The organism is Parafrankia colletiae, assembly GCF_001854655.1.
GTDB classification, from domain to species: domain Bacteria; phylum Actinomycetota; class Actinomycetes; order Frankiales; family Frankiaceae; genus Parafrankia; species Parafrankia colletiae.
Genome location: NZ_MBLM01000129.1, coordinates 65931 through 89749, shown reverse-complemented (window position 1 = coordinate 89749; position 23819 = coordinate 65931). Strand labels below are relative to the sequence as shown.

The window sequence follows — 23819 nt, the reverse complement described above, 5'->3', positions numbered from 1 at the left end:
GCTCTAGCGCTGATGTCGGCGGCGGGACGTACACCTCCCGCCGCCCCGCTCCGGGCGACGTCCGCGACGCGCCCCGCTACCGGACGGGCCCCGGCGCCGTGCCTGCCCCCGCCCCTGCCCCCGCCTCCGCGCTCGCCGGCCCGGCCGACGAGGGGGAGGGCGGGGACGACGACGGGGACGACGGCCCGGACCGCAGGACCGCCCGCGGGTCGATGCCCAGGTAGGCCTCGACCACAGYGGCGTCCGCGATCACCTCGGCCGGCGTGCCGACGCGCAGCACCCGGCCGGCGGACAGACAGGCCAGCCGGTCGCTCAGGCCGATCAGGAGCGGCACGTCGTGCTCGACGATGAGCACCGTCGCGTCGAGCTCGGCCCGGACCGCCCGGATGAGGGGGCCGAACGCCTCGGCGTCGCGCTGCGCCACTCCGGCCGTGGGCTCGTCGAAGAGCAGCAGCCGCGGCCGGGCGGCGAACATCAGCGCGAGTTCCGCCAGCCGTCGCGTCCCGGTGGAAAGATCCGCGACGAACCGGTCGGCGTACCGGCCGAGCCCCAGCAGGGCCAGCACCTCGTCCGCCTCCGCCACGAGTCGACGGGACGGCCGCAGCCGTGCCCGGGGCCGTGCCCGCGGCCGCGCGTCTCCGTCGTCCGCCGGCACCGCTGCTGGTTCTGTCGCGCCGGCCAGGGCGACCTGCGTGGCCTCGCTCACGGTGAGCGCGCCGAACAGCCGCGCGTCCTGGAACGTCCGCCCGACGCCGTGGGCCGCCCGCCGGTGCGGCGCCGTCTCGCTCAGGTGGACGTCCCCGAGCCACACCTCGCCCGACTCCGGCGGGACGAAGCCGCTCACCACGTCGAGCAGGGTCGACTTGCCGGCGCCGTTCCCGCCGATCAGCCCGAGGATCTCGCCGCCGGCCACGTCGAGCGTGACCGCGTCGAGTACGGTCCGGCCGCCGAACCGCACCGTCACCTCGGCGAGCCTGAGCCCCGGCGGACCGGCCGTCGGGAGCGCCGGCGTCACCGGTCGGGCCAGCGCCGTCGGGATCGCCGGCACCGCCGGCTCCGCCGATACCGCCGGCTCCGCCGATACCGCCGCGGAAGCCTGCGGGTCCGGGACGGTCGCGCCTGGCGGCGTCGGGCCGTGCCCGCCGGACGCCGCCAGGCGCACCAGCGCGTCCCGGACGCCGGCCGCGAGCCCCGCCACGCCGCCGGGCAGGTAGAGCAGCAGGACGAGCAGGCCGATGCCGGACGCGGCGAGCCGCGCGGCCTGGCTGTCGCCGAACAGCAGCGGCACGCCGATCACCCAGGCGGGGCCGACGATCGCGCCGCTGACCGTGCCGAGCCCGCCGACCACCGTCATCGCGACCGCGGCCAGCGACTGTTCCGGGCTGAACGCGACGTCGGTGAAGCGCACCAGCAGGCCGCCGTAGAGTGCCCCACCGGCCGCCGCCAGCGCCCCGGACAGCGCGAACGCGGTGAGCTTCGTCCGCGTCGGCGAGACCCCCGCGGCGGCGGCGGCCCGCTCGTTGTCCCGCACGGCGAGCAGAGCGCGGCCGAGCCGGCCCCGGCGCAGCGCGGCGACCGCGGCGGCGGCGGCGACCAGGACGGCGAGGCAGAGCAGGTAGTAGGCGCGCGGCGAGTCGCCGAAGAACCCGCCGAGGTCGACCGCCGACGCGCTCGACTCGGTCGTCGCCCACGGCTGGTCGAACAGCCAGGTCTGCGTGGCCACACCGAACGCGAGGGTGGCCACCGCCAGCGTGAGCCCGCGGAACGCCAGTGCCTGGGTGCCGACGACCACGGCCGCGGCCGCGCCGGCCACGGTCGCCACCGCGACGGCGGGCAGGAGGGGCCAGCCCTGGTTCGTCGTCAGGATGGCGGTGAGCGCCGCGCCGACGCCCGCGAAGGCGAACTGGCCGAGCGAGAGCTGGCCGGACCAGCCGAGGACGACGGTCACCGACAGCCCGACCAGGCCGAAACAGAGGATCAGCGTCAGCCGGAACAGCGGCGCCGACCCGGTGACCACCAACGGCAGCCCCGCCGCGACGACGATCGCCACGCCGACGACGGCCGGCCGCAGCGCGCGCAGCCACGGCACGGCCGCCGTCCAGCCCGGCATCGCGGCGATCCGCGGGGTGAGGGTGAAGGTGCCGTCGTCGGCGCCGGCGAGCCGACCGCCGGCCCCCACCGCCAGCTGGAGCAGCAGCACGAGCAGCACGGTCGCGAGCAGCACGAGGTCGGTGAGGCCGCCGGACGTCGGATGGTTGGCGATGACCAGGGCGTCGACGACGCCGAGCGCCACGCCGCCCGCGAGCGTCACCGGAAGTGACACGAAGCGGCCGATGAGGCCGGCCACCAGGGCCCGCAGCAGCATCGCCGGGCCGAAGCCAGCCGTGGACAACGCGACCGACTGGCCGGTGACGGGCCCGTTCAGGGTGACGGCCAGCACGGCGAGCCCGCCGGCCAGCGCCCAGACCAGCGTCGACATCCAGGCGACCGGGACGCCGGCCAGCCGGGCGGCGTCGGCGTTGTCCGCGGCGGCGCGCACGGCCGAGCCGATCCGGGTGCGTTCCAGCCACAGCCCGAGTGTGATCACCACGACGGGCACGACCACCAGCACCGTGAGGTCCGCCGCGCGGACCTCGACGCCGCCCACGGTGCCGCGCCAGTCGGAGATCGTCGGATAGGCGTTCCCGTCCACCTCCGGCAGTGCCAACGAGCAGAGCAGCATCACCTGGGACACGCCGATGGTGGCGACGAGGAGCACCACACGCGGCGTCCGGAACAGCCTGCGCACCACGATGATCTCGACGAGCGCGCCGACGGCCGCACCGGCCAGCACGGCCAGCGGCAGCGCGACGAGGAACGGGGCGCCGGTGTTGAGCACGAGCAGTGCGGTCAGCAACGCGCCGAAGACACCCACCTCGCCGTGCGCGATGTTGATGACACGACTGGCCCGGTGGACGAGGACGAGGCCCGCGCCGAGCAGTGCGTAGGTCAGCCCGGTGACGAAGCCGGTGAACAGGACGTCCGGGTAGACGACGAAGCCCGCGACGTCGATCAGCGGACTCAGCGCGACGACGGCCGGACCGGCGCCGCCCACAGGCCCRTTCACCGGGGTCCGCCGTCGGCGGTCGCGGCGGCGTGCGGGCCACCGACGGTGCCGAGGAAGACGGCGCGCACGAGGTCGCCGCGTTCGAGCAGGTCGGCCGGCCTCCCGGAGAAGCGGATCCGCCCCTTTTCCAGGAAGACCGCGCGGTCGGCGACCGCCGCGGCGACGTTGACGGACTGCTCGACCAGCACCACCGTCACCCCGTCGCGGCGCAGGCCCGCGACGACCTCGATCAGCTCGGCCACCACGGTCGGAGCGAGCCCGAGCGACAGCTCGTCGACGCACAGCACCTCGGGGCGCGTCAGCAGTGCCTTCGCCAGGGCGAGCATCTGCTGCTCGCCGCCGGACAGCGTCGACGCGGGCGCGTCGAGGAGGTCGCGCAGCTTCGGGAACAGGTCCAGGACCTCCTCGGCGCGGCGCGCCACCAGCGCACCGTCGCGGCCCAGGACGTGGGCGCCGACCAGCAGGTTCTCGGCGACGGTCAGGGTCCCGAAGACGCCCGCCCCGCCCTGGACGAGCACGATGCCGTCGCGCACCCGCCGTTCCGGCGGGTCGAGCGTGATGGTCCGGCCCGCGTGGCGGACCACGCCGCGGTGGGGGACCTCCAGCCCGGCGACGGTCCGCAGCAGCGTGGACTTGCCGGCGCCGTTGGTGCCGAGCAGCGCGAGCACCTCGCCCCGCTCGACGTCGAGGTCGACGCCGAACAGCACCTGCATCGGTCCGTAGGAGACGTCCAGGTTGCGGACCTGCAGGATCGGCTGCGCCCCACCGGTGGCGACGCGCAGCGTCTCGGCGCGTTCCTCGGCGATCTCCTCGACGACGGCGGCGAGGTCCGCGCGGACGAACCGGGCCGCGTAGGCGGTCAGCGCGGCGGCGGCGAGCGACGCCGGGCCCGCGAGGGCGAGCAACGCGACCCGTGGCCCGTGCTGGTCGCTGACGTCGCCGAGCAGGACGCCGCCCAGAAAGCCGCCGAACAGGGTCACGCAGACGCCGACCGCGGCGAACCCGAGGGCCCGCAGTCGGTAGGGCACGATGATCGAGATCACGCTGTACAGCGGCACGAGCACCATCCCGAGTGGGATCTCCGCGACGGTGACGCACCCGACGAGCGCCGGAAGCGGGCCCATCGTCAGTGCGACGGTCAGCAGCACGCCGTGGGCGGCGAACGCCACGGCCATGAACAGCAGGACGGACGGGGGGTCGCGCCGGAACCTGGCGTCGCCGAGGCGGGCGCCGGCCACGACGCCGATCATCACGCCGACCTGGGTGACGCTGCCGACGAGCCCGCGGTCGAGCGCGTCCAGGTGGTAGCGCTCCTCCAGCAGGGAGTTGAAGAAGGTGGGCACGCCGACGAGGGCGAAGCCGAGCGCGCCGATCGCGGCGAACAGGTAGCGCAGGGTCTGGATCTTCAGGAGGCGCGCGGCGCCGATCTCCAGCGGGATGCTCGACGGCGCGTCCACCGACGGGTCGGTCACCCCCGCGGGATCGCCGTGCGCCCCGAGGACCTCCATCCGCTCACCCCGGCCGCGCGGCGGCTCCCGCAGCATCGCCGCGATCGCCGCGAACAGCAGGAGCACCCCGGCGAACAGGACGAAGGCCCAGCGCCAGCCGGCCGACCCACCGGCCAGCGCCGCCACGCCGCCGGCCGTGACGGGGGCGATCACGAGTCCGACCGGCCCGGCGAGGTTGTGCAGGGTGAGGACGGCGGTCCGCGCGTGCAGCGGGTACCCGTCGGCGAGCAGGCTGTTGTGGACCGGCAGCACGGCGGCCTGACCGAAACCGGCGCCGATGCGGGCCAGCACCAGCTGGAAGGTGTTGGCGACGACCGAGGTGAGCAGCGCGAACACGCCGGCCAGGGCCGCGGCGACGGCTGCGATGGCGGTGCGGCGGCGGCGGTCCGCGAGCAGCCCGATGGGGATGGCGCCGGCGGTGAGGATGACGGCGGACAGCCCGACCAGCCCGCCGAGCGCCGCGTCGGAGAAGCCGAGGCTGCGCTGGATGTCGGGGCCGAGCACGATCAGGACGGCTCGCTCGGCGTTGTCGAGGAGGTTGAGCGCGCCGAGCACGCCCACCAGGCCGACCCCGCCGGTGCCGACGGCGGCCCGCAGACCCAGCCGCTGCCCGCCGACGCCGGGCAGCGGGCCGTCGGTCGCCAGTGCGCCGGAACCCTGGCGGGCCGCCGCAGCGGGTAAGGCGGGTGTCGCAGGTAGGGCGAGTAAGGCGGGTAAGGCGGGTAATCGGTGTTCGGGCGTCCCGCCGGCTGGCGCGGCGGCGTCCGCCGAATCCGCACTGCCCATCTGTGCCGGCATCTCGCTCCTCCCTGACCACCGGAGCGACCACCGGAGGCGATCGGGCCCGGGAGCCGCGCCTCCCACAGCAAGGTGACAACCCGCCACTTCAGCGCGGTGACAGAATGCCACCATGTCCGGCGCGCGGCAAGAGCCGGGCCGGCGCGGCCCGGACCCGGCGACCCGAACCCGGCGGCTCGGCGTCCGGTACACGTACCTCGACGAGCTGGGTCCGGTAGGGATCTACGGAGTACCGACGTCGCTTTCCCGGGCCTGGTCGTGACCGTCGAGAATCCGGCTTTCAGAAACGTCCTGACCAAGACCAGAACGCGTTGCCTGCCCTGTGGTCGCGGCAGGCAACAGCGCGCGCCTCGCTTCGTGGAGGAATGGTCAGCTGGTCAGGTCCACGGCGACCTTGAGCCAGCCTGGGCGGCGCAGGTCGAACTCCTCGTAGGCCGTGAGCACGTCCCGCATCGGTTCGTGCTGGGTGACCAGGCGCTCCGGGTGCACGACTCCCGATTCGACCATGGCCAACAGCTTCGGGATGTACCGCGGGTGGTTGCCGACTCCCGCGTTGACGGTGAGGTTCTTGTTCATCGCGGTGCCGATCGGGAAGAACCGGTCGGTCGGCGGATACACCCCGATGATGCCCAGCGTGCCCGCCTTGGCCAGGCTTTCGACCGCCCAGGTGTGGGCCTGTGTCGGCGCGTCGCCAGGCTTCCAGTGCCCGTCGTGTTCGTGCGTCTCGGGGGCGATCTGGCGCAGCTCCTCGCGGTGCTGGTGGTCCTGTTCGCGGGCACGGGCAGCGGCCGGGCCGGACCTGGGGCTTTCCGCGTCCACTCCCACGGCGTCGATGGCCCGGTCGGGTCCGACGCCGCGGGTCAGGTCCAGGATCGCCTCAACGGGGTCCTCCTCGTTGAAGTCGACTGTCTCGGCTCCGAGTGCCTGGGCGCGTTCCAGCCGGTCGGCGTGACCGTCGACCGCGATCACCCGCGCCGCGCCGCGTTGGAGGGAGGACAGCACGGCGAACTGTCCCACCGGCCCGCAGCCCCAGACCGCCACCACGTCGCCCTCGGACACTTCCGCGATGACAGCGCCGAAGTAGCCGGTGGGGTAGATGTCCGACAGTGGGATCGCCTGGTCGTCGGAGATCGAGTCGGGCAGCCGGAAGAGGTTGGTGTGGGCGTAGGGCACGCGGGCGTACTCGGCCTGCAGCCCGTCGAAAGAGCCGTTGTCCTGGGGGGCACCGTAGAAGGCGGATCCGGCCCTGGGGCCGTACGGGTTGATGTCGTCGCACTGGGCGAAGTAGCCGCTGCGGCAGTATGAGCAGGAGCCGCACCCGAGGACGGCGGACAGCAGCACCCGATCGCCGGGCCTGAAGTTGCGCACGCTCCGGCCGACTTCCTCGACCACGCCGACCCCTTCGTGCCCGAGGACGATGCCTGGTTTCAGACCCGGTACCGTGCCTCGGATGAAGTGAAGATCCGTACCGCAGATCGCCGTGGTGGTGATGCGAACGATGGCGTCRGTCGGCTGCTCGATCTTCGGTTCGGTGACGTTTTCCAAACGAATGTCGCCCACGCCGTGCCACACGACTGCTTTCATCACCTTCCGCTCCTTCCGCCCGGTTCGCGAGACTGATCGCGGGCGCCCGCCGACCAGCGCTCGAGCATCGACTACATGGCGGGCCCAATCGATTGCTACAGGTAACTATCGGTCAGGTGGGGCGCCGGCGCACGACGAGGCACCGCGGGGTGCGAGCCAGTACCTCTGCCAGTGCGGGCGGCCCGGCTCGACGACGAGGCTGTCCCAGAACTCGTCGGGGACGGCGCGGACCTCGGTGGGCCGGCCGTGTGAGGATTCCTGCGGCGTTCGGTCCCGCTGTCAGAGCGTGCGGGAGTGGTACCCGGCGGCCCGGGCCGTGAGCTGGGCCGTCCGCTGCTCGGCGGTGACCCGGGGGAGGTCGAGGCCGTCCACGTCCGCTAGGGAGACGACCCGGAAGTCGCGCACCAGCACGGCCGGGTCGATCGACGCGCCGGGCGGTGCCGCCTGCCACCGGATGAGCCCCAGCCCCTCGCCGAGACCGGTGGTGTCGAGCCAGTTCGCGACCCCGGGGTCCTCGTGGGCGAGAACGAAGGTGAACGTCCCGTCGGGGTTCGGCATGGTCTGGGCGAGGTTGAGCGAGACCTGGTGCTCCTTGGCGTTGGGGCCGAGCATCCACGGGTCCATGAGCTGGAAGCCCGTGTAGGCGGCGCCGACCGGGTCCGTCGTCACGACGATCGCCTGGCCCGGCCGGAGGTCCCAGCTGAGCGCCACGGTGAAGCCGGCCATGCTGCCGGTACGGGTGTGCCCGGGGCTGACCCGGTTGCCCTGCAGACCGCCGAACCACACGTTCGGGAAGTTCGCCCAGAACAGGAGGTAGTTCGGCAGGTCGCGGTACACCGCCTGCCTGATCTGGGCGACGTCCAGGGGGGTCGGCTCGGTGTCGTCGAGCGGGCGCAGCTCCATCCAGGTCGGGCGCTGGTCCCAGTCCGCGAGCATGTCCCGGGAGCCGAGGGAGAGCAGGCCGGGCGCCGACAGGAGGTGAACGGGGCTCTCCTCCTTCGGGCCGATCGTGATGCGGAAGGACCCGTCCGGCGCGATCTGCAGGTCACGGTCGGTGATGCTGGCGAGGGGGGTCAGGTCGGTGTTGTTGACCATGTTCGGCGGGGTGACCTTGGTTCCGCGGTGCAGCTCGATGTTGAGCTGCGCGGGCCGGTGGGCGGGATCGAACCGGCCGAGGACCTCGAAGCGCCGGTCTCCGTCGACGGAGGCGATCCGGTAGATCGCGTCCGGGTTGTCGCCGGAGGTGCCGACGCCGGGCAGGGTGTGGCCGAGCCATTCGCGGGGGGTGTCGTCGGTGACCCAGAGCTGGGAGGGCAGCGGCAGGAAGTTCCCGATCTCGGCCATGATCAGCGAGTTGGACCACTGGGAGACCGCCTCGTCGAGGGTGGCCGCGCCCGCCGGCGACTGCCCGCGCGGTGTCGCGGCGAGCTGGTCGCGCAGTTCGGCCTGCAGGCGTTTGAGTTCGGCGTCCCTGAGGATCTCCAGCAGGGTCTCCTCGGCGAGGATCTGCGACGCGGTCGCCAGGACCGGCCGCGGCCGGGTCGGCTGGGCATCCTCAGACGTCATCGCGATCGCTCCTCACCCTTGATGCTCAGAACAGGCGTCGAGGTCCGACGACAACAGCTGCCGGACAGGGGCTCTGATGCTAGGACGTCGCCGGCCGGGGTCGCCAATACAAATGCCGACGTCCAGGTATGCCTTTCTGGTATGGCTCGGCCGTGGGTGGCCGGCGCTCAGGACCCCTACCGCGGAATCGCCCGCCTCATCCACCACGTCATCGCCGGACCGGGTAGCACGGCGGCTGCAGGCAGGTGGAGGGCGATCTCACGGCTGGCGCGGTCGTCACGCTGTTGCGGGACCGTGTGCGGGTACGCTCCCTCCCCTTCCACGCTGTGTGATCTTGCTGGCCGGACAGTCTGGCGTGGGGCGGCTTCGGCCTCATCCCCCGGCGAACGGGGGCAGGACCTCGACGACCGACCCGTCTCGCAGGACGACATCCCGGGGATCGCGGCGAGCGACCGGCAGCTCGTCGAGCAGGAAGGCGCAGCGTGCCAACACCGTGGCGAGCGACCCGCCGCGGCGCTGCGCGACATCCTCCAGCACCGCGGCGAGTGTCGGAGCGTCGACCTCCTCCTGCTCGACGCCGGCCGCCTCCCGGGCTGCCGCCCAGTACCTGACCATGACGCGTGCCACTGTGCACCTCACTTCGGCACCTCACTTCGGCACCTGACGTCGCTCTGGTCAGCCGCCCGACGGATCGGGAACCGCAGGCGGCGGACCACATCAGATCGACTCGTTGGCGGACGGGCGCCGGTTCAGGCGAGGGCCGCCCCGATGATGGTCGGCAGGTCGACGGTGGTTCTGATTCCCGGGGCCGCGGCGCAGACGACGGGCACGGCGTTGACGGCTCGGTTGGCGGTGTAGCCGGGGGAGACCTCGCCCATCTTCTCCAGGGGGACCGGGAACCGCATCTGGATGTCGAGTGGGGCGTCTCCGTCGACGACGACATGCCATCCGGTCGGGTGCAGGTCCCAGTCCTGGTCGATGTCGGTCGAGCAGTACCAGGTCGCACGGAAGCGCAGCACCGTCTGGCCGCCCCGGACGCCGGACACGGTCAGCTGCTGGGCCGCCACGGTGCCGGTGTCGATGGTGCCGGCGGCGATCGTGACAGGCCTGGTGGCGCTCGCCACGCCCCCGCTGGCCTCGACCGTGTCCAGCGGCATCCCGAGCGCTTCCGCGACGAGGCGAAGGGAAGGCCCGAAGCTGATCCGCCCATGGGCGAGCCGGTGCTCGTTGACGGCCTGCGGTGGCTTGCCGAACCCCATGAGGTCGAACAGCAGCTCGGGTGAGTCCCGCTGGGAGAGGTCGGCGAACTCGTTGATGGTGAGGCAGTCCAGGCGGCGTTGGATCGAGCTCAGTGCGAGGGGGATGGCCTCGGAGATGAATCCCGGGCTGCTGCCCGTGCTGTGGATCGAGGTCTGGCCACGCTCGCAGGCCGCCTCGATCCGCGCGCGCAGGGCGGGGTCCATGCTGGCCGGGTGGTGGAACTCCCCGCGGGTCGTCACGACGTTGATGCCGGCCGCGAGCAGCCGGCACACCTCGTCCATGTCACAGGCGGCCGGCATGTACAGGACGCAGTCGGCGCCGAGACCGATGATCTCGTCGGCGTCGGTCGTGGCGAGGATGYCGGTCGGGCCGAGTCCGCACAGTTCTCCGGCGTCCCGGCCGGCCTTCGCCGACGAGTGGACGTACACCCCGGCCAGAGCCAGGTCCGGATGTTCGATGATCCCGTGCAGCGMCCGCGTGCCGATGTTTCCGGTGGCCCACTGCGCGACGCGGTACCGCGGCTGGCGGCCGTCGGCTCTGGCGGTCACCGTCCGGTTCTCGTTCCTGCTTTCGTTCTCGTTCTCGTTCTTGTCGTCGTTCATCGGGAACGTGTTTCTCCTCTCGGGAGACGGATGGAAGTGCGGGCGACTCGCGTGCTCAGCCACCGATCGCTGACATCGGCCGGTCGGGCTGGCGGAAGGCGGGGCCGTCGATGCCATGACCGGCACGCTTGCCCCAGACGGCGGTCCGCCACCGCTCGGCGAGCTCGGTGTCACTCGCCCCCGCGCGCAGCGGCGTGCGCAGGTCGCTCTCCTCCCGGGCGAACAGGCAGTTGCGCACCTGGCCGTCGGCGGTGAGCCGGACCCGGTCGCAGGCGGCGCAGAACGGGGCCGTCACCGACCCGATCACGCCGACCCGGGCCGGCCCGCCGTCCACCTCGAACAGCTCGGCCGGCGCGCTGCCCCGGCCGCCCAGCGGGGCGAGCGTGAACTCGGCGCGCAGGGAGGCAAGGATCTCCGGTGCGGTGACCATCCGCGCCCGCGCCCAGCCGTGCTGGGCGTCCAGCGGCATCTGCTCGATGAACCGCAGCTCATAGCCGCGGTCCAGGGACCAGCGCAGCAGCCGCGGCGCCTCGTCGTCATTCACTCCGCGCAGCAGCACCGCGTTGACCTTCACCGGCACCAGCGCGGCTGCGGCAGCCGCCGCGAGTCCGTCCACCACGTCGTGCCAGCGGTCACGCCTGGTGATCGCGCGGAACCGGTCCGGGCAGGTCGTGTCGAGGGAGACGTTCACCCGGTCCAGCCCGGCCGCCCGCAGTGCCGCCGCACCGCCCGACCCGGCGGTGCGGGCGAGAGTGAGGCCGTTGGTGGTCAGCGACAGTTCCGGGCGGGGTGTCAGTGCGGCCAGCCGGCCGACCAGCTCCGGCAGGCCGGCACGCAGCGTCGGCTCGCCGCCGGTGAGCCGGACCTCGGTCACGCCGAGCTGGCCCACCGCGATCCCGACCAGACGGACCACCTCGTCATCGGTGAGCGTGTCCGCGGTGGGCAGCCACTCCAGGCCGTCAGCCGGCATGCAGTAGGCGCACCTCAGGGTGCACCGGTCGGTCAGCGAGACACGCAGATCGGTCGAGATCCGTCCGAACCTGTCGAGCAGACGCGTGCCGCCTGAGGTGGGCCTCACGGACTTGTGGAGCAGGTGTCGTCGTCGGCCACCCAGTTGACGAACCGGTGTAACGGGTACATGCCGTCATGCGGGTTGCCGGCACTTCCCGACAGGGCGCTGCCGAGCCGCACGACCCGCTGCACGCCTGCGGTGGCCAGCTGATCGCGTACCTCTGCCTTGCGGTGGGTGGGGAAGACGCCGACCGTCTGGGTGGCCACCGTGGCGTACTGGGCCGCGTCGACGATGGACCGCACCGGCAGCACGTTCACCGTCTTGTTGGTGGGGTGGAAGTCGACCGGCTCCAGCGAGCGCACGACGAGACCCCGCCCGTCGAACCCGCCCCAGACGCGGTAGTCGGGCTCGAGGTAGCGCAGGCCGTCGACGGCCTCCCGGATCTCGGCCGGCGGCTTCGGGCCGACCGCGGAGGCGAACTCGCGGTCCTCGCCCAGGGCCGCGCACAACAGCTCGCAGAAGCGGTCGACCTGGTCCAGCTTCCCCTCCACGCAGATCTGGCGGGGGGCCACACAGGCGTCCTGGTTGAAGATGGAGACGTCCGCGGCCGCCAGATCGGCCACCCGCCGCAGGGTCTGCTCGGACTCGAACGCCTCCCGGCCGACGATCGCCATGGACACCTTCGGGTCGAAGGCGATCAGGTGGAAACCCGGGCCGGTGTACTTCGCGGCGTTCTGGATGGCCGCGCCGCCGCCCCACGCCACCAGCTTGTCGAAGTACTGCGACCGGTAGACGACGTTCTCGACGGAGGCGTCGCCGCCCCGCCAGTACACGGCCGACATCGAGCGCAGCACCGGGTGGTCCGGGTCGATGTCGGCCATCGTCCGCAGCACGGCGACGGTGGTGAACGGGTCGCCCGAGGGCAGTTTGAACAGGTGGACGCCCTTCACCAGTGCGGCGTCGGCGATCGAGGTGATGGCGCCGCTCGGTGAGTTGCCCGCCAGCATGTGGACGAGCCGGGGCGGGAACGCCCGGACCCGGCTCACCCGGCCCATCGGGTCGGTGTGCTCGACCCATCCGTCGAGGATCTCCGGGCCGCCGAAGGTCCGCGCCACGCGGTACTCGAGCGTCTCCCGGGTGAGGTACTCACCGGGCCGGTGGTAGGTGTTCTCGATGACGCGCCGGGGCAGCGCGCTGACCTGGGCGGTCATCTCCAGCGACTCCTGCAGGTACTCGTTCTTCTCGAGCACCAGGTGCTTTCCCAGCTCGACGAGGTAGTCGATGATCTCGGCGACCGGGACGTCGAACGCGGGACCCGGCTCGGAACGGGGCGGGATGAGCTCGTCGAACCGCAGCCTGGGGGTGACCAGCGGGACCCCGAAATCGCGGGACAGGTACTCGTTGTCTTCTCCCCACTCCAGCCTGCCCCGCACGAAGTGCGGAACCCGGATCCTGGTCGTGGCGGGTGCGGTGACCGTCATGAGTTCCTCTCAGTCGGCGAGGAAACCGCGGACATAGGCGTCCATGGTGCCGGCGCAGGTGATCTTGTCGCCGTCGATGGAGTCGGAGTAGCGGGTGATCTCGGAGAGGACCGTCGGGCCGGGACGTCCGCACGCGCACGGGCCGAAGTCCACGGTCACCCGGTCGCCGGACATGGTGCCGCCCCACCGGCCGTCGACCGTGATGTCGACGAAGGCCGCGCGGCCCTCGGCCATACCGTCCGAGACGGGCGCCAGGGCCTCGCCCGGGCGGTCGAGCACGAACAGCGCGAGCCGGGCGGGCACGTGGTATCGGCCCCGCAGGCACTTGGGCAGCTTGAGGTTGATCTCCTGCATGGCGTAGAAGTGCAGGAACCGGCTGGGGTCGATGTTGAGCAGCCGGAAGATCTGGTCCTGGTAGTCGGGCGGCAGGGCCACCCCCTTCAGCCCGCCGGCCACCATCAGCGCGTTGTCCGCGGTGAGGGTGCCCTCCGCCGCTCCCATCTCCCGCAGGATCTCGCAGAGCCGGTAGAGCGCCGGGAACATCGAGGTGAACAGCATCGGCTCCGACGGCCGGGCCAGAATCCGCTCGGCGAAATACCGCAGGTGAGCCTCTCCGGCCACCTGGCGCCCGGCGGCCTCGGCCTCGAACGCGGCGACCTCGTCAGGGCGGGCGGTGCCGTCCGCCATCGCCCGCCGCATCGCGGACAGCCGTGACATGTAGGCGTGATGCCCGACTGTCTGCTCCTCGTCCGGGGGGAGAGGGATGCCGTCCGGCCGGCGGAAGCTCTCCACGATGAAGTCACGCGTCACCCGGTAGGAGCGGATGCCGTTGTCGGRCATCGTGGTGACCACGTTCCACGTGTTCGACGACGGGAGACCGAGCCAGGTGAAGCACGCGAGAAGGTCCTCGTGGGCGAGGTCGACATCGCGCGCCGTCTTGTTGAGGAACGAGCTCTTCCCCGAGGTGCCGCTCGAACTCGACACCAGGTGGCCGGCGGCGTGCAGCCGTTCCATCCAGCCGTCGAGGTCTCGGACTCCGGAAACGTCCACGTTGTCCACCCGGTAGGTGGAGAGCGAGTCCAGCCATCGGTTCAGCTGTGGCCAGCGCCCCTTCGAGACGAGGACCTCCGGGTAGCTCTTGAAGGTTATGTGCGGGAACAACAGAGGGATCACGTCCGCCGCGCCGCGGATCTGGCTGATCCCCTCCTCCTTGGCTCGTTTCTGCAGCAGCGGTACCTGCTGCAGACGCTCCTGGAAATACGCGTCCAACGCCTTGGTCATGTCCTGGTCCAGGTTCGACGACTGGCTCATGCGGCCCCTCTGCTCGGTAGGTCCGGATCCGGATGGGGTGCCCTTCTCCCAGCCGCGCGCACGGCCGGGAGAAGGGCACCGGGAGGGCCGCTACTGCTCGATCCACAGCTCCTCGGGACGCAGCGAGCCGGCGCCGTACTGGGCGACGCCGCCGACGTTCTCCCTCGCGAGGACGCTGGGCGACACGCGGGTCAGGTAGATCATCGGCACCAGGTCGGTCAGCTCCTCCTGGACGGTGGTGTAGGCCTTCTCCCGCTCCTCCTGCGAGGTCGCGGTCCGGCCGGTCAGCAGGGCCTCGTCGAGCACCGGGTCGTCGATGCCGGTCTGGTTGRCCACCGAGGTGCTGTGGAACGCGGTCCACAGGCCGGGCTCGGGGTCACGGAAGAACCCGCCGGAGACGATCATGTCGAAGTCGTATTCCGAGCGAACCCGCGCGAGCTGGGAGAAGTCGATGGTGGCGATCTCGACCTTGACGTTCTTGAACGTGCTGAGCTGGGCCTGGACGTTTTCTGCCATCGTGCGGTTCTCGGTGCTGGGGTAGGCGGAGAAGGTGAACGAAACCGGCTTTCCGTCCGCGGCCAGCTCGTCGAAGAGCCGCTGGGCGGTCGCCTTGTCCTGCTTACGCAGCGGGGTGGCGGAGTAGAACGGAGATCCGTCGGTGAAAAGGGTGTCAGCCATCTCTGCCTCACCGCTGTAGACGGCGAGGTTCAGGGCCTCGAGGTCGAGGGCGGCGGAGACGGCCCGCCGGGCCCGGACGTCGTCGAACGGCGCCCGGCGCATGTTCAGCGCGAGGAAGATTCCACCGTTGAGCTCCTGCACGTCGACCACYAGGCCCTGCTCGCGAGCCTTCGCCGTGTTCAGCCAGTTCGAGTCGACGGAGACCTCCGCGCCGCCGGAGACCAGCGTGTTGTACCGCTGGCTGGAGTCGGCGGCCGCGCGCAGAACGAGCCGGTCGAGATAGGGCTTGGGGGCGTCCCAGTAACGGGGGTTCTTGACCAGTTGGAGATCGGCCTGCCTGTTCCAGCGCTCCAGCGTGAACGGGCCGGCGCCGATCGGGTTCTGGTCGAACGCCTGCACGCCCTTCTTCAGGGCCGCGGGCGACGCGACCCAGTTCATCGAGCTGGTCACGATGGAATAGGCGTAGTTGGGCACCGGGGTGGCCATGGTGACCGTGAGGGTGCGGTCGTCGACCACCTCGGTGGACCTGACCATCGCGGCCTCGGCGGGGCTGTTCGTGCCGGTGGCCGGGTCGCRCATCCGGTCCCAGTTGAACTTGACGGCCTCGGCGTCGAACGGGGTGCCGTCGGAGAAGACCAGGTCCGGACGCAGCTTGAGTGTGAAGGTCGCGCCGCCGTCTGCCGACTCGAACGACTCGATCAGCGAGTACTGGATCTCACCGGTCTTCTCATCGTCTGTCAGTAACGTCCCGTACAGGGCGTTCCCCAGGACCGGGGTGATCGCGTACGTGTTGCCCAGCCGGGCCGGGTCCAGGGTCGTCGGGTCGCTCAGCATGAGGACCGTCGCCTTGCCGCCCGCCACCGGCTCACCGGAAGCCCCTGYGGACGAGGGGCTGTCGGAGCCGCCGCCGCAGGCCGCCAGGACCAGCGCCGCCACGCAGCTGGCGACGGTGGGGACCAGAAAACGTCTCTTACGCACGAATTCTGCCTTTCATTGAAATCGGACTGGCCGGAGAGAGGGGAGAATGCGCGGGTGGCCAGCCCTCGTACCCGGGCTGCGGGCACACGGAACTGCGGGAACACGGCATTGCGGGCACACSGAACTGCGGGCACACGGAACTGCGGGAGCACGGAACTGCGGGAGCACGGAACTGCGGGGATGCGGAAATGCGGGGTTGCGGAAATCGCTGGCCGGGGAAACGTCCACCACGCACGGCCGCACGCTGAGCGAGCCGTGATTCGGGCAGAGGGGGTTCCACCGCCCCAGGGACCATGGGGCGTTCGGTGGGCCCGGCCCGGCTGGAGACCGGGCCGACGGGCCGCTGTCTGTATGGCTGCCAGCCAGAACCAGGCCCGCGGGGCCCCCGGCCGCCGCGCCTAACGCGGTCGGCCGGGGATCTCCGTCACCGCCGGTCGGCGGTATAGGCCGTGGTCAGACGGGGGCGTCCGCAGCGGGGTGGACGCTGACGGGGATGCCGGAGTAATGCGCCATCCCGGTGATCAGGTCGATGTCGTCCTTACCGGTGAGCCGGTTGACGTTCGCCCCCTGGTACCCATGCGGCACGGAGACAGCTCCCCGGCGGTTCGAGGCATCCAGTTTCGCGACCCCGGTCAGTTCGCCGTTCGCGCTGCGGACGGTCAACGGCTGGCCGTCGGTCACGCCGGCTGTGGCCGCGTCGTCAGGATGGAGCAGGATCTCGGCGGTGTCTCCCAGATAGGTGAACTGGGAGTTCAGATGGCGTTTCTGCCGCCGGGGCACGAGGACCAGCGACTCGGGCGAGGTCAGGGTGGCGAGCTGGTCGACGAGCAGCCGGGGGGCCAGCCGCCAGCCGCCGAGACGGTCCAGGTGGCGTTCCACCCACGCCGCCGGGAACTCCTCCTGCGTCTGCGCCCAGCCCGCTGCGACGAGCTCGTCCAGCGGCCGGCGGGCACGGGCAGAGATCATCGCCAGCCTGGCGTCGTCGTCGACCTGCCCGCCGCTGGTGTCCGCGAGGTCGTACCCGAGACGCCGGCCCAGTTCCGCCAGTACCCACCAGGCCGACCGCCGGTCACCGACCGGTGCGACCACCGCCGGCGTGTGTTGGGCGGCGACCACCGGGCTCAGATGATCCCAGAGAGTGAGGTCGGCGCGTTCGAGCTGGTCCTTGGTGGGCAGCACGTGGGTCGACAGCGCAGTCGTCTCGTTCGCGATGATCTCGATCGTGGCGAACAGGTCGAGCTTCGCCAGCGCCGGGACCAGGGTTGTGGTGTCCGGGAAGGCGGTGACCAGATGTCCGCCGAGGTTCAGCACGGCGCGGATGTTGCCGGCCTCGATCTCGTCCGCGAGGACGGCGCAGGGCCACTCGCCGAGGAAGGACTGTGTTTCCGGGCGGCTGCGTGGACCAGGCCCGAAGGAGCCTTCAGCGGGGGAGACGGGGAGGTCGAAGTTCTCGATCTGGTTGCTGAAACCGGGGTGGAACCACACACCGCCGGGCCGGTTCATCGAACCGGTGAGGATCATCAGTGCCCAGGACAGCCACTGCGTGACGTTCGCGCCGGCTGACATCGTGACCCCGGTCCCGGTCTCGACGGCGATGCGGCCCGCGGTACGCACCTCGGCGAGCAGCCGGCTCAGCTCGGCCGCTGGGACGTCCGCGACCGCCTCGGTGTGTTCGAGGGTGAACGGCGCGACCGCGGCGGCCAGCACATCGACATCGACGGTGCGATGCTCGAGCACGTCGCCGTCGGCGCCGGCCTGCAGCAACTCCCGCACGAGGAAGGCCAGGATCGCGTGATCCGTGCCCGGCCTGGGCGCGAGGTGCCCGTGGGCCATCCGCGCGGTCTCGGTACGCCGGGGGTCGACGACCCACACCCGCGCCCGCTCCCGTAGCTCCCGCAGCGTCCCGACCGGGTTGGGCATCGCGACGGTGTGACCGTGTGACACCAGGGGATTGGTACCGACGTACAGAACGAGACGGGCGTTGTCGTAGTCCGGGCGGGGATTCAGGGCTGCCGACCCCCCGACCAGGTCGGAGATCAGTACTTTGGCGGTGCCGTCGATGGTCAGTGGGCTGAACTTCGCCGGAGTGCCGAGGGCTGAGTGCAGGGCCTGCGCGACCCGGTAGCCGGCTGCGTCCATGCCGAGGCCGCTGCCGAAGAAGACGCCGACTGATGCAGGTCCGTATTGGTCGATGATGGCACGCAATCGGGTCCCGATGTCATCCAGACAGGCTTCCCAGGTAGCCGGCCGTAATGCACCGTCGACTTTCATCTGCGGGTGTTCGATGCGGTCCGGGTGATGGTGCATCTGGGGCAGTGCCCGTCCTTTCGAACAGGTGTACCCCTGTGACAGCGGGTGGTCTCGATTACCGCGGACCCRGACCACGTCCTCGCCCGAGACGTCGACGAGGATGCCGCAGGTCGAGGTGCAGACCCGGCAGAAACTGCGAACCGTGCGCACGTCGTGTACCGACATCAAGTTCCCCCCATCCGGTACGCAGATCTCTCAGTAGAGAACGGTACTCCCGCGTAATTGAACACATCAATTCACTTTCCGGATATCACAGTCGGTACGAACAGCCATCCCGGCCGCTGTCCACCATGGGCGTAGGTGACTTCGCCGGCTGGAGGACCGTCCTCGCCGGGCTTCCAGGACTACTCACAGCAGGCACCCACCCATTCCGGCGGACCATCCGTGAAGAGCTGGCGCTTCCAGATCGGAACCCGCGCCTTCACCTCGTCGATCAGCCGCCGACAGGCGGCGAACGCCTCCGCCCGGTGGGCCGCACCGATCGCCGTTACCACCGCCAGATCGCCCACCTGCAACAAGCCGACACGGTGGACCACAGCGACGGTTCGCACACCGTCGAGGGCGACCACCTCGCCGGCCACTCGAGCCAGYTCGACCCGGGCCGACGGGTGAGCGGAATAATCCAACTCGACGACCGGACGTCCGCCATCATGGTCACGAACCATGCCGACGAACAGAGCGACGCCACCCACCGCTGACGCCCGTACGGCAGTCAGGCACTCGTCGACGGACAGCGGAGTATCCCGAATCTCCGCGACGACCACTTTCCGTAAAGTCGCGCAACCCTCGTTTACAGGAACACGGGCCAGATGTGAAGTAGCGGTGGCCACTGTCAGGGATTCCCATTCCACTGGCCGACCATCCCCGATGGTCCGCGGTGGCCGGCCCGGCGCCGAACGTCATGGTTACCCCTGCCGACGGCCACCGGCGGGGGTAAGGCCGGCTTCACCCGACGAACCGTCCGACGACGTGAGCGAACACCTCTGATCACGACTCCTCCTACCGTCGGAGACAGGCGACCGTAGGACTACCGGCAAGTGCCATCAGCCACGATGGCGAGGATGACGGCGACCTTCCGACCTCTTCTAGCCTAGACGAACGTCAAGGTTCTGCCTAGATGAACGTCAAGGTCAGACGAGCTCGAACCCGCGACCCCACCCTGTCAGTACCTGACTGCGGAGGGTTTGGTAACCCAGTTCGGGGCCCACCCACGCCCGGCGAAGTCGCTCCCGCGAACCGCGAACCGCGAACGTGGATGTGCCCTCAGGCGTGGTCACGGATGGCCCGCAGGCCCAGCATGCGGCGCGCGTTATTCAACAGGTGGCGCCGAAGAACGTCCTTGTCGAGGCCGGCCAGCCGCGGATCCGTCGTCGCCGCCATCAGAGCGCCACTGACCATCACCATGGACACAAGCGCCTCGACATCCGGCTCCGGGCCGGCGAGGATCCGGTCCAGCCTGGCCACGAGATCACGCAGAATCGGATCCTCCCGGGCCACGCGGCTCACGGCAGGATCGACCAACATGACCGCGTTCAACTGACTGTTCTTGATGATCATATCGACCACGCCCACGAGGGCGACGGAAACCTGCTCAGCCGGCCGCGGCCGGGCCTCGGCCGCCTCGATCACCCGCTGCATCTCCTCGCGAGCCGGAGCGACCATCGCCCGGAGCAGGTCCTCCTTGGCGTTGAACTGGAAGTAGACAGCTGCCTTGGTGACACCCAGCTGGTCGGCGATCATCTGAATCGACGTACCGCTGACTCCGTTACGGGCGAACAGCTCCAACGCGACGGCCAGCACCCGCTCCCGTGCCGCCCCCGCCCGCCGCTGACCTGTCACGAACCCGCCACACCCCGCCTCGCAGAGCTGACGACCAGCCCGACCGCCGAAAGCCTATCCACCGCCAGGCAAAGCACACCGTTGTGCCGACCGGCCCGGCATGGCCCGGCATGGCCCGCGGGAGTGTCCCTGGCTCCGCTGTCAAGCAGCGGTGCGTTTGGCCAAGGTGACGGCGCCGGCTCGTAGCGCCGCGTGGACGACGCCTGACCGGGGCTCAGCCGCTGCACGGCGATCCCCGAGCCGCCGCGTCGCCGAGGTGTCAGCCGCTCCGGTCGGCGACCAGAAAGGAGACCGTGTCACCGGCCGCGAGCGGGGCCGTGGCGTCGTAGCTGATCGGACAACCGTTCAACGCCACGGTCACCGTCCGACTGAGCGGCAGGTGGACCGCGTCGGCCGCCCGTTGGACGGTCGCCGCGCATACCTGCCACCGGCCGGCGGACGAGCCCTGCGCCCCGCCCGCGCCGGCCAGCCGCACGGTAACGGCAGGCGCCGGACGAGCACGGGCCGCCGCGTAGTCGGCGGGAGTGTTGACGTTCAGCACGGAGTCCAGATCCGGATCGAGGGCGGCGAGCACCGGATCTGCCGTGAGCGCGGCGTCATCCAGTCGGGTCACGGCGCAGGCCTCGAAGAGAAACGCCGGCCGCAGCCGGTCCTGTTCGACGAGGCGCGTGGCGACCTCGCCGAGGCTGGTCCGGTAGCCCGCCGCCAACGGCTGCCGGTAGCCCCGAGCGACCGGAAGCGCGACATCCGGACCATCCGGTCTGCCGAGCGCCCGAAGCACTGCTATGACGAACGCCGGATGCAGGAACGGCAGATCGGTCGAGGCGACGAACGCGACCTCGGCGTGGTCGCGCAACACGGCCAGTCCCACCGCGATCCCCTGCACCGGACCCCGGCCCTCTCGCGGGTCGTCGACGACGAGCGTCCCCTCAGGCAGCTCCGGAAGCTCCTGCCCGCTGGCCCGCACGACAACCACCGGTCCGTCGACCGCGCGCCCGACGATTCCCACCGCCCGACGCAGCAGGGTCGATCCGTGCCACTCCAACGCGGCCTTCGCCGTCCCCATCCGGGTAGACCTTCCCCCGGCCAGCACGACCCCGCCCCGGCGGCCCACGGACGATCCAGCCATCCGCTCATAGTCCTACGCCGCGCGGATCGCGGCCGCAATACCCATCCAGCCCGTCACCCATCCAGCCCGTCACCCACCGGCTCGAGCTCCACGGCCTCGACTTCCGGTGGTCAACCCGCGCACAGACCTTCAGGCGATCATTTAGTTCTGGTCGTTGAGGCAGGGCGCGATCGCGGGCCCCCACTGCGGATCTCGGCCTTGCCGAAGTCCGGGCTCCTCCTTGACGAACGTCCAGACCGAGCCTTGACGATCGTCTAGGCTGAAAAAGATCAGCGTAATGGGGAAACCGACCGCTGTAGCAGCCGGTAACCGCGGCGTGATCCACTGGGTCGTAGGAGGCTCTCGTGATCCGACCTGTTTGCGTACCGTACGTGAGGTGCCGCGCGGCCGCGGTCCTACCGTCAGCGGGAGCCGTGCGGTGACCGCCACGACCTGGTCCGTTCGGGACGTGGACAGAGAGCGGGCCGCCCGACGGGCACTGACGGACCGCCGCGTGGCGGATGTAATGCTGCGCAAGCCAGAGCTGCATGGCCGGGGGACGACGGTCGGCCAGCTACGGGACTACTTCGAGGACGACCACGTACACGCGGCGATCGTCGTCGATGCTGACTGCCGGCTGCTGGCCGTGGTGGAACGCGCGGACCTGGCCGCCGGCGTGCAGGCCGGAGATCTGGCCGCCACGGCCGGGCGATGCGAGGACCGGACGGTTGCCGCGTCTGCTGATCTGGTCACGGTCTGGGAGGAGATGCGAATACGGGGACGGCGCAGGCTCGCTGTCGTGGACGGGTCCGGGATGGTGCTGGGCCTGCTGGCGCTGAAACGTACAGGCCTGGGTTTCTGCTCCGATGCCGACGTCCGCTCCCGGCGGGAGAACAGCCCGGACCGCTGTCAGGGTCAGCCGGTGAGGACGTAGCCCTGCAGGCCTTCGACGATCTGGCCTTCGCAGGCGCTGTCCGGGGAGACGAAGTGGTCACCACCGCCTGTGCGGCAGCGGATGATCGCCCTCGTGGCCGGGGCGGCCGGCTGCGAGGCGTAGACCCAGCCGAGGACGCCCGCGACCTGCTGCCCCTCGCAGTCCGCGCTGCCCGAGGTGAAGGAGTTGGCGCCGATCCAGCAGGCGTAGAGCGGGTGGGTGCCCGGAACGTCACCGGACTGGTAGACCGACCCGAGCACGCTCTCGGCCCAGTAGCCGCCTGGCGCGGGGCCCGTCAGTGCCGTGTGGTCCGCGCCGTTGTAGTACCGGACCAGGGCAACCGTGGCAGGGGAGGGCGCCGGGGCGGTGGTGGGTGCCGTGGTGACGGCCGGCACGGCGCCCGTCTGGCCAGGGCCGGCGGACGAGACCACCGACGCCCCGGGCGACTTCGCCGGAGCCGCCATGCGCACGCCGTCCGCCGGGTCGCCTGACGGCGCGGGCCGGCCGGAGCTGGCCGGGGCGGCAGTCCCGGCCAGCTGCGGACGCAGGGCTGTCCCATCCTCGCCCCGGTCCCCGAGGCCGCCGCTCACCGCGAACGCGGTGAACGCACCGCCGGCGAAGGCGGCGGCCACGGCGGCTGTGGCGGCCAGGCGGGCTCGCCGTCGCCGGGCCGGGCGGCCAGGCTCGACCAGAGTCCGCTCCCCGGAACCGGGAGCGGATCCGGGACCGGGAATGGATCCGGGACCGACGGCCGGCGCGCCTACCTGCACGCTCGTGGGGCCCATCTCCGCAGGCTCGTCCCGGCGGTGGGCCGGGGGCCGGATCCCGCTCGCGGGCGAGGTCAGCAACGGTTGTGCCCACGGGACCCACAGCTGGTCCATCGCGCCCAGCGTGACGTCCTGCGCGGCCGCCAGGCTGGCGATCTCGACGCCGAGCAGCGCGCAGAGCGCCTCGTCCGCGCTGGGACGGCGCGCCGGATTCTTCTCGAGCGCGCGCGTGAGCACCGGGACGAGGTGGCCCGGCACGCCCGTCAGGTCGGGGGAGTCCCRCAGCATCCGCATCGCCATCGCCGCGGGTGCCTCGGCAGGGAAGGGATGGCGGCCGCGCGCCGCGAAGAGCAGGCACATGGCCCAGGCGAAGATGTCCGCCGCCGGCCCGGCCCGTTCGCCCAGCAGCTGTTCGGGAGCCATCCAGGCGACCGTGCCGAGAACGGCGCCGGTCCCGGTGTGGGCGGTGCCGTCGAGCGCGCGGGCGATGCCGAAATCGATGATCTTCGGCCCGGTCGTGCCGAGCAGGACGTTCGACGGCTTGAGGTCGCGATGTACCAGGCCGGCGGAGTGCATCGAGAGCAGGGCGGTCGCCAGGCCGCAGCCGAGCGCGACGAGCTGGGCCTCCTCGAAACGGCCGTGCCGCCCCACCGCGGCGGTCAGACTGAGTCCGTCCACGTACTCCGTCACGAGCCATGGGCTTTCGGCCTCGGCGTCCGCGTCGACGAACGCGGCGACGAAGGTCCCGCGGATCCGGCGCGCGGCCGCCACCTCGCGGCGGAACCGCTCGCGGAGCTCGGCCTCGGCGACCAGATCGGGCCGGATCATCTTGACCGCCACCAGCCGGCCCGCCGGGTCGACGCCCAGGTACACGGCCCCCATCCCGCCGGAGCCGAGCCGCGCCCGGAGCCGGTACCGCCCCACGACGGCGGGGTCGGAAGCGACGAGYGCCGCCGGCATCCAGGCTCCTCACATGA

16 protein-coding genes are annotated in these 23819 nt (G+C 71.3%); 1 reads left to right on the top strand and 15 read right to left on the bottom strand.

What is annotated here, in order from left to right; translation table 11 throughout:
* Positions 1-76: 76 nt before the first annotated feature.
* The 14 genes from CC117_RS20635 to CC117_RS20570 all read right to left on the bottom strand — a co-directional run bounded on the left by CC117_RS20635 (position 77) and on the right by CC117_RS20570 (position 21162).
* A complete protein-coding gene (locus tag CC117_RS20635; protein ID WP_084132472.1) occupies positions 77-3106 on the bottom strand; it encodes an ABC transporter permease subunit in 3030 nt (1009 codons plus the stop codon).
* Positions 3103-5412 carry an ATP-binding protein gene (locus CC117_RS20630; protein WP_198541923.1) on the bottom strand — a complete coding sequence of 770 codons (2310 nt, stop codon included), beginning with the start codon at positions 5410-5412 and terminating at the stop codon, positions 3103-3105. The genes CC117_RS20635 and CC117_RS20630 overlap by 4 nt, the downstream gene beginning before the upstream one ends.
* A 369-nt stretch (positions 5413-5781) precedes the next feature.
* Entirely contained in the window at positions 5782-6996 is a 1215-nt protein-coding gene (locus CC117_RS20625; RefSeq protein WP_071086636.1) for a zinc-dependent alcohol dehydrogenase, read from the bottom strand.
* A gap of 279 nt (positions 6997-7275) precedes the next feature.
* The gene (locus tag CC117_RS20620) at positions 7276-8562 is read right to left on the bottom strand and encodes a hypothetical protein (RefSeq protein WP_071086634.1); all 1287 of its coding nucleotides are present in this window, start codon (positions 8560-8562) and stop codon (positions 7276-7278) included.
* A 372-nt stretch (positions 8563-8934) separates the two neighbouring features.
* Positions 8935-9189: a MoaD/ThiS family protein gene (locus CC117_RS20615; RefSeq protein ID WP_071086632.1), complete on the bottom strand. Its 255-nt coding sequence runs from the start codon at positions 9187-9189 to the stop codon at positions 8935-8937.
* Between the two features lie 122 nt (positions 9190-9311).
* Positions 9312-10424 (bottom strand): NAD(P)H-dependent amine dehydrogenase family protein, encoded by a 1113-nt coding sequence (locus CC117_RS20610; protein ID WP_241830286.1) that lies wholly within the window; start codon positions 10422-10424, stop codon positions 9312-9314.
* 55 nt (positions 10425-10479) lie between these two features.
* Positions 10480-11502: a GTP 3',8-cyclase MoaA gene (gene moaA / locus CC117_RS20605; RefSeq protein WP_071086630.1), complete on the bottom strand. Its 1023-nt coding sequence runs from the start codon at positions 11500-11502 to the stop codon at positions 10480-10482.
* Positions 11499-12917 carry an acyl-CoA reductase gene (locus CC117_RS20600; RefSeq protein ID WP_071086628.1) on the bottom strand — a complete coding sequence of 473 codons (1419 nt, stop codon included), beginning with the start codon at positions 12915-12917 and terminating at the stop codon, positions 11499-11501. The genes moaA and CC117_RS20600 overlap by 4 nt, the downstream gene beginning before the upstream one ends.
* A 9-nt stretch (positions 12918-12926) precedes the next feature.
* Positions 12927-14228 (bottom strand): hypothetical protein, encoded by a 1302-nt coding sequence (locus CC117_RS20595; RefSeq protein WP_071086627.1) that lies wholly within the window; start codon positions 14226-14228, stop codon positions 12927-12929.
* A 90-nt stretch (positions 14229-14318) separates the two neighbouring features.
* Complete coding sequence (locus CC117_RS20590) at positions 14319-15884, bottom strand: ABC transporter substrate-binding protein (RefSeq protein WP_071086625.1); 1566 nt, start codon at positions 15882-15884, stop codon at positions 14319-14321.
* A 453-nt stretch (positions 15885-16337) separates the two neighbouring features.
* Positions 16338-18359: a molybdopterin-containing oxidoreductase family protein gene (locus CC117_RS20585; RefSeq protein WP_198541922.1), complete on the bottom strand. Its 2022-nt coding sequence runs from the start codon at positions 18357-18359 to the stop codon at positions 16338-16340.
* 179 nt (positions 18360-18538) lie between these two features.
* Complete coding sequence (locus CC117_RS20580; RefSeq protein ID WP_071086657.1) at positions 18539-19003, bottom strand: molybdenum cofactor biosynthesis protein MoaE; 465 nt, start codon at positions 19001-19003, stop codon at positions 18539-18541.
* 454 nt (positions 19004-19457) lie between these two features.
* Entirely contained in the window at positions 19458-19994 is a 537-nt protein-coding gene (locus tag CC117_RS20575) for a TetR/AcrR family transcriptional regulator (RefSeq protein ID WP_241830285.1), read from the bottom strand.
* Positions 19995-20292: 298 nt separating this feature from the next.
* On the bottom strand, positions 20293-21162 hold the full coding sequence (locus tag CC117_RS20570; RefSeq protein ID WP_071086621.1) for a molybdenum cofactor guanylyltransferase: 870 nt from the start codon (positions 21160-21162) through the stop codon (positions 20293-20295).
* 493 nt (positions 21163-21655) lie between these two features.
* Here CC117_RS20570 and CC117_RS20565 point away from each other — a divergent pair, with 493 nt between their 5' ends.
* Positions 21656-22075, top strand: coding sequence for a CBS domain-containing protein (locus CC117_RS20565; protein WP_131803105.1), 420 nt, complete (start codon positions 21656-21658; stop codon positions 22073-22075).
* Here CC117_RS20565 and CC117_RS20560 read toward each other — a convergent pair.
* The gene (locus CC117_RS20560; protein ID WP_071086617.1) at positions 22057-23802 is read right to left on the bottom strand and encodes a serine/threonine-protein kinase; all 1746 of its coding nucleotides are present in this window, start codon (positions 23800-23802) and stop codon (positions 22057-22059) included. The two genes, CC117_RS20565 and CC117_RS20560, sit on opposite strands and share 19 nt — an antisense overlap.
* Between the last annotated feature and the right edge of the window lie 17 nt (positions 23803-23819).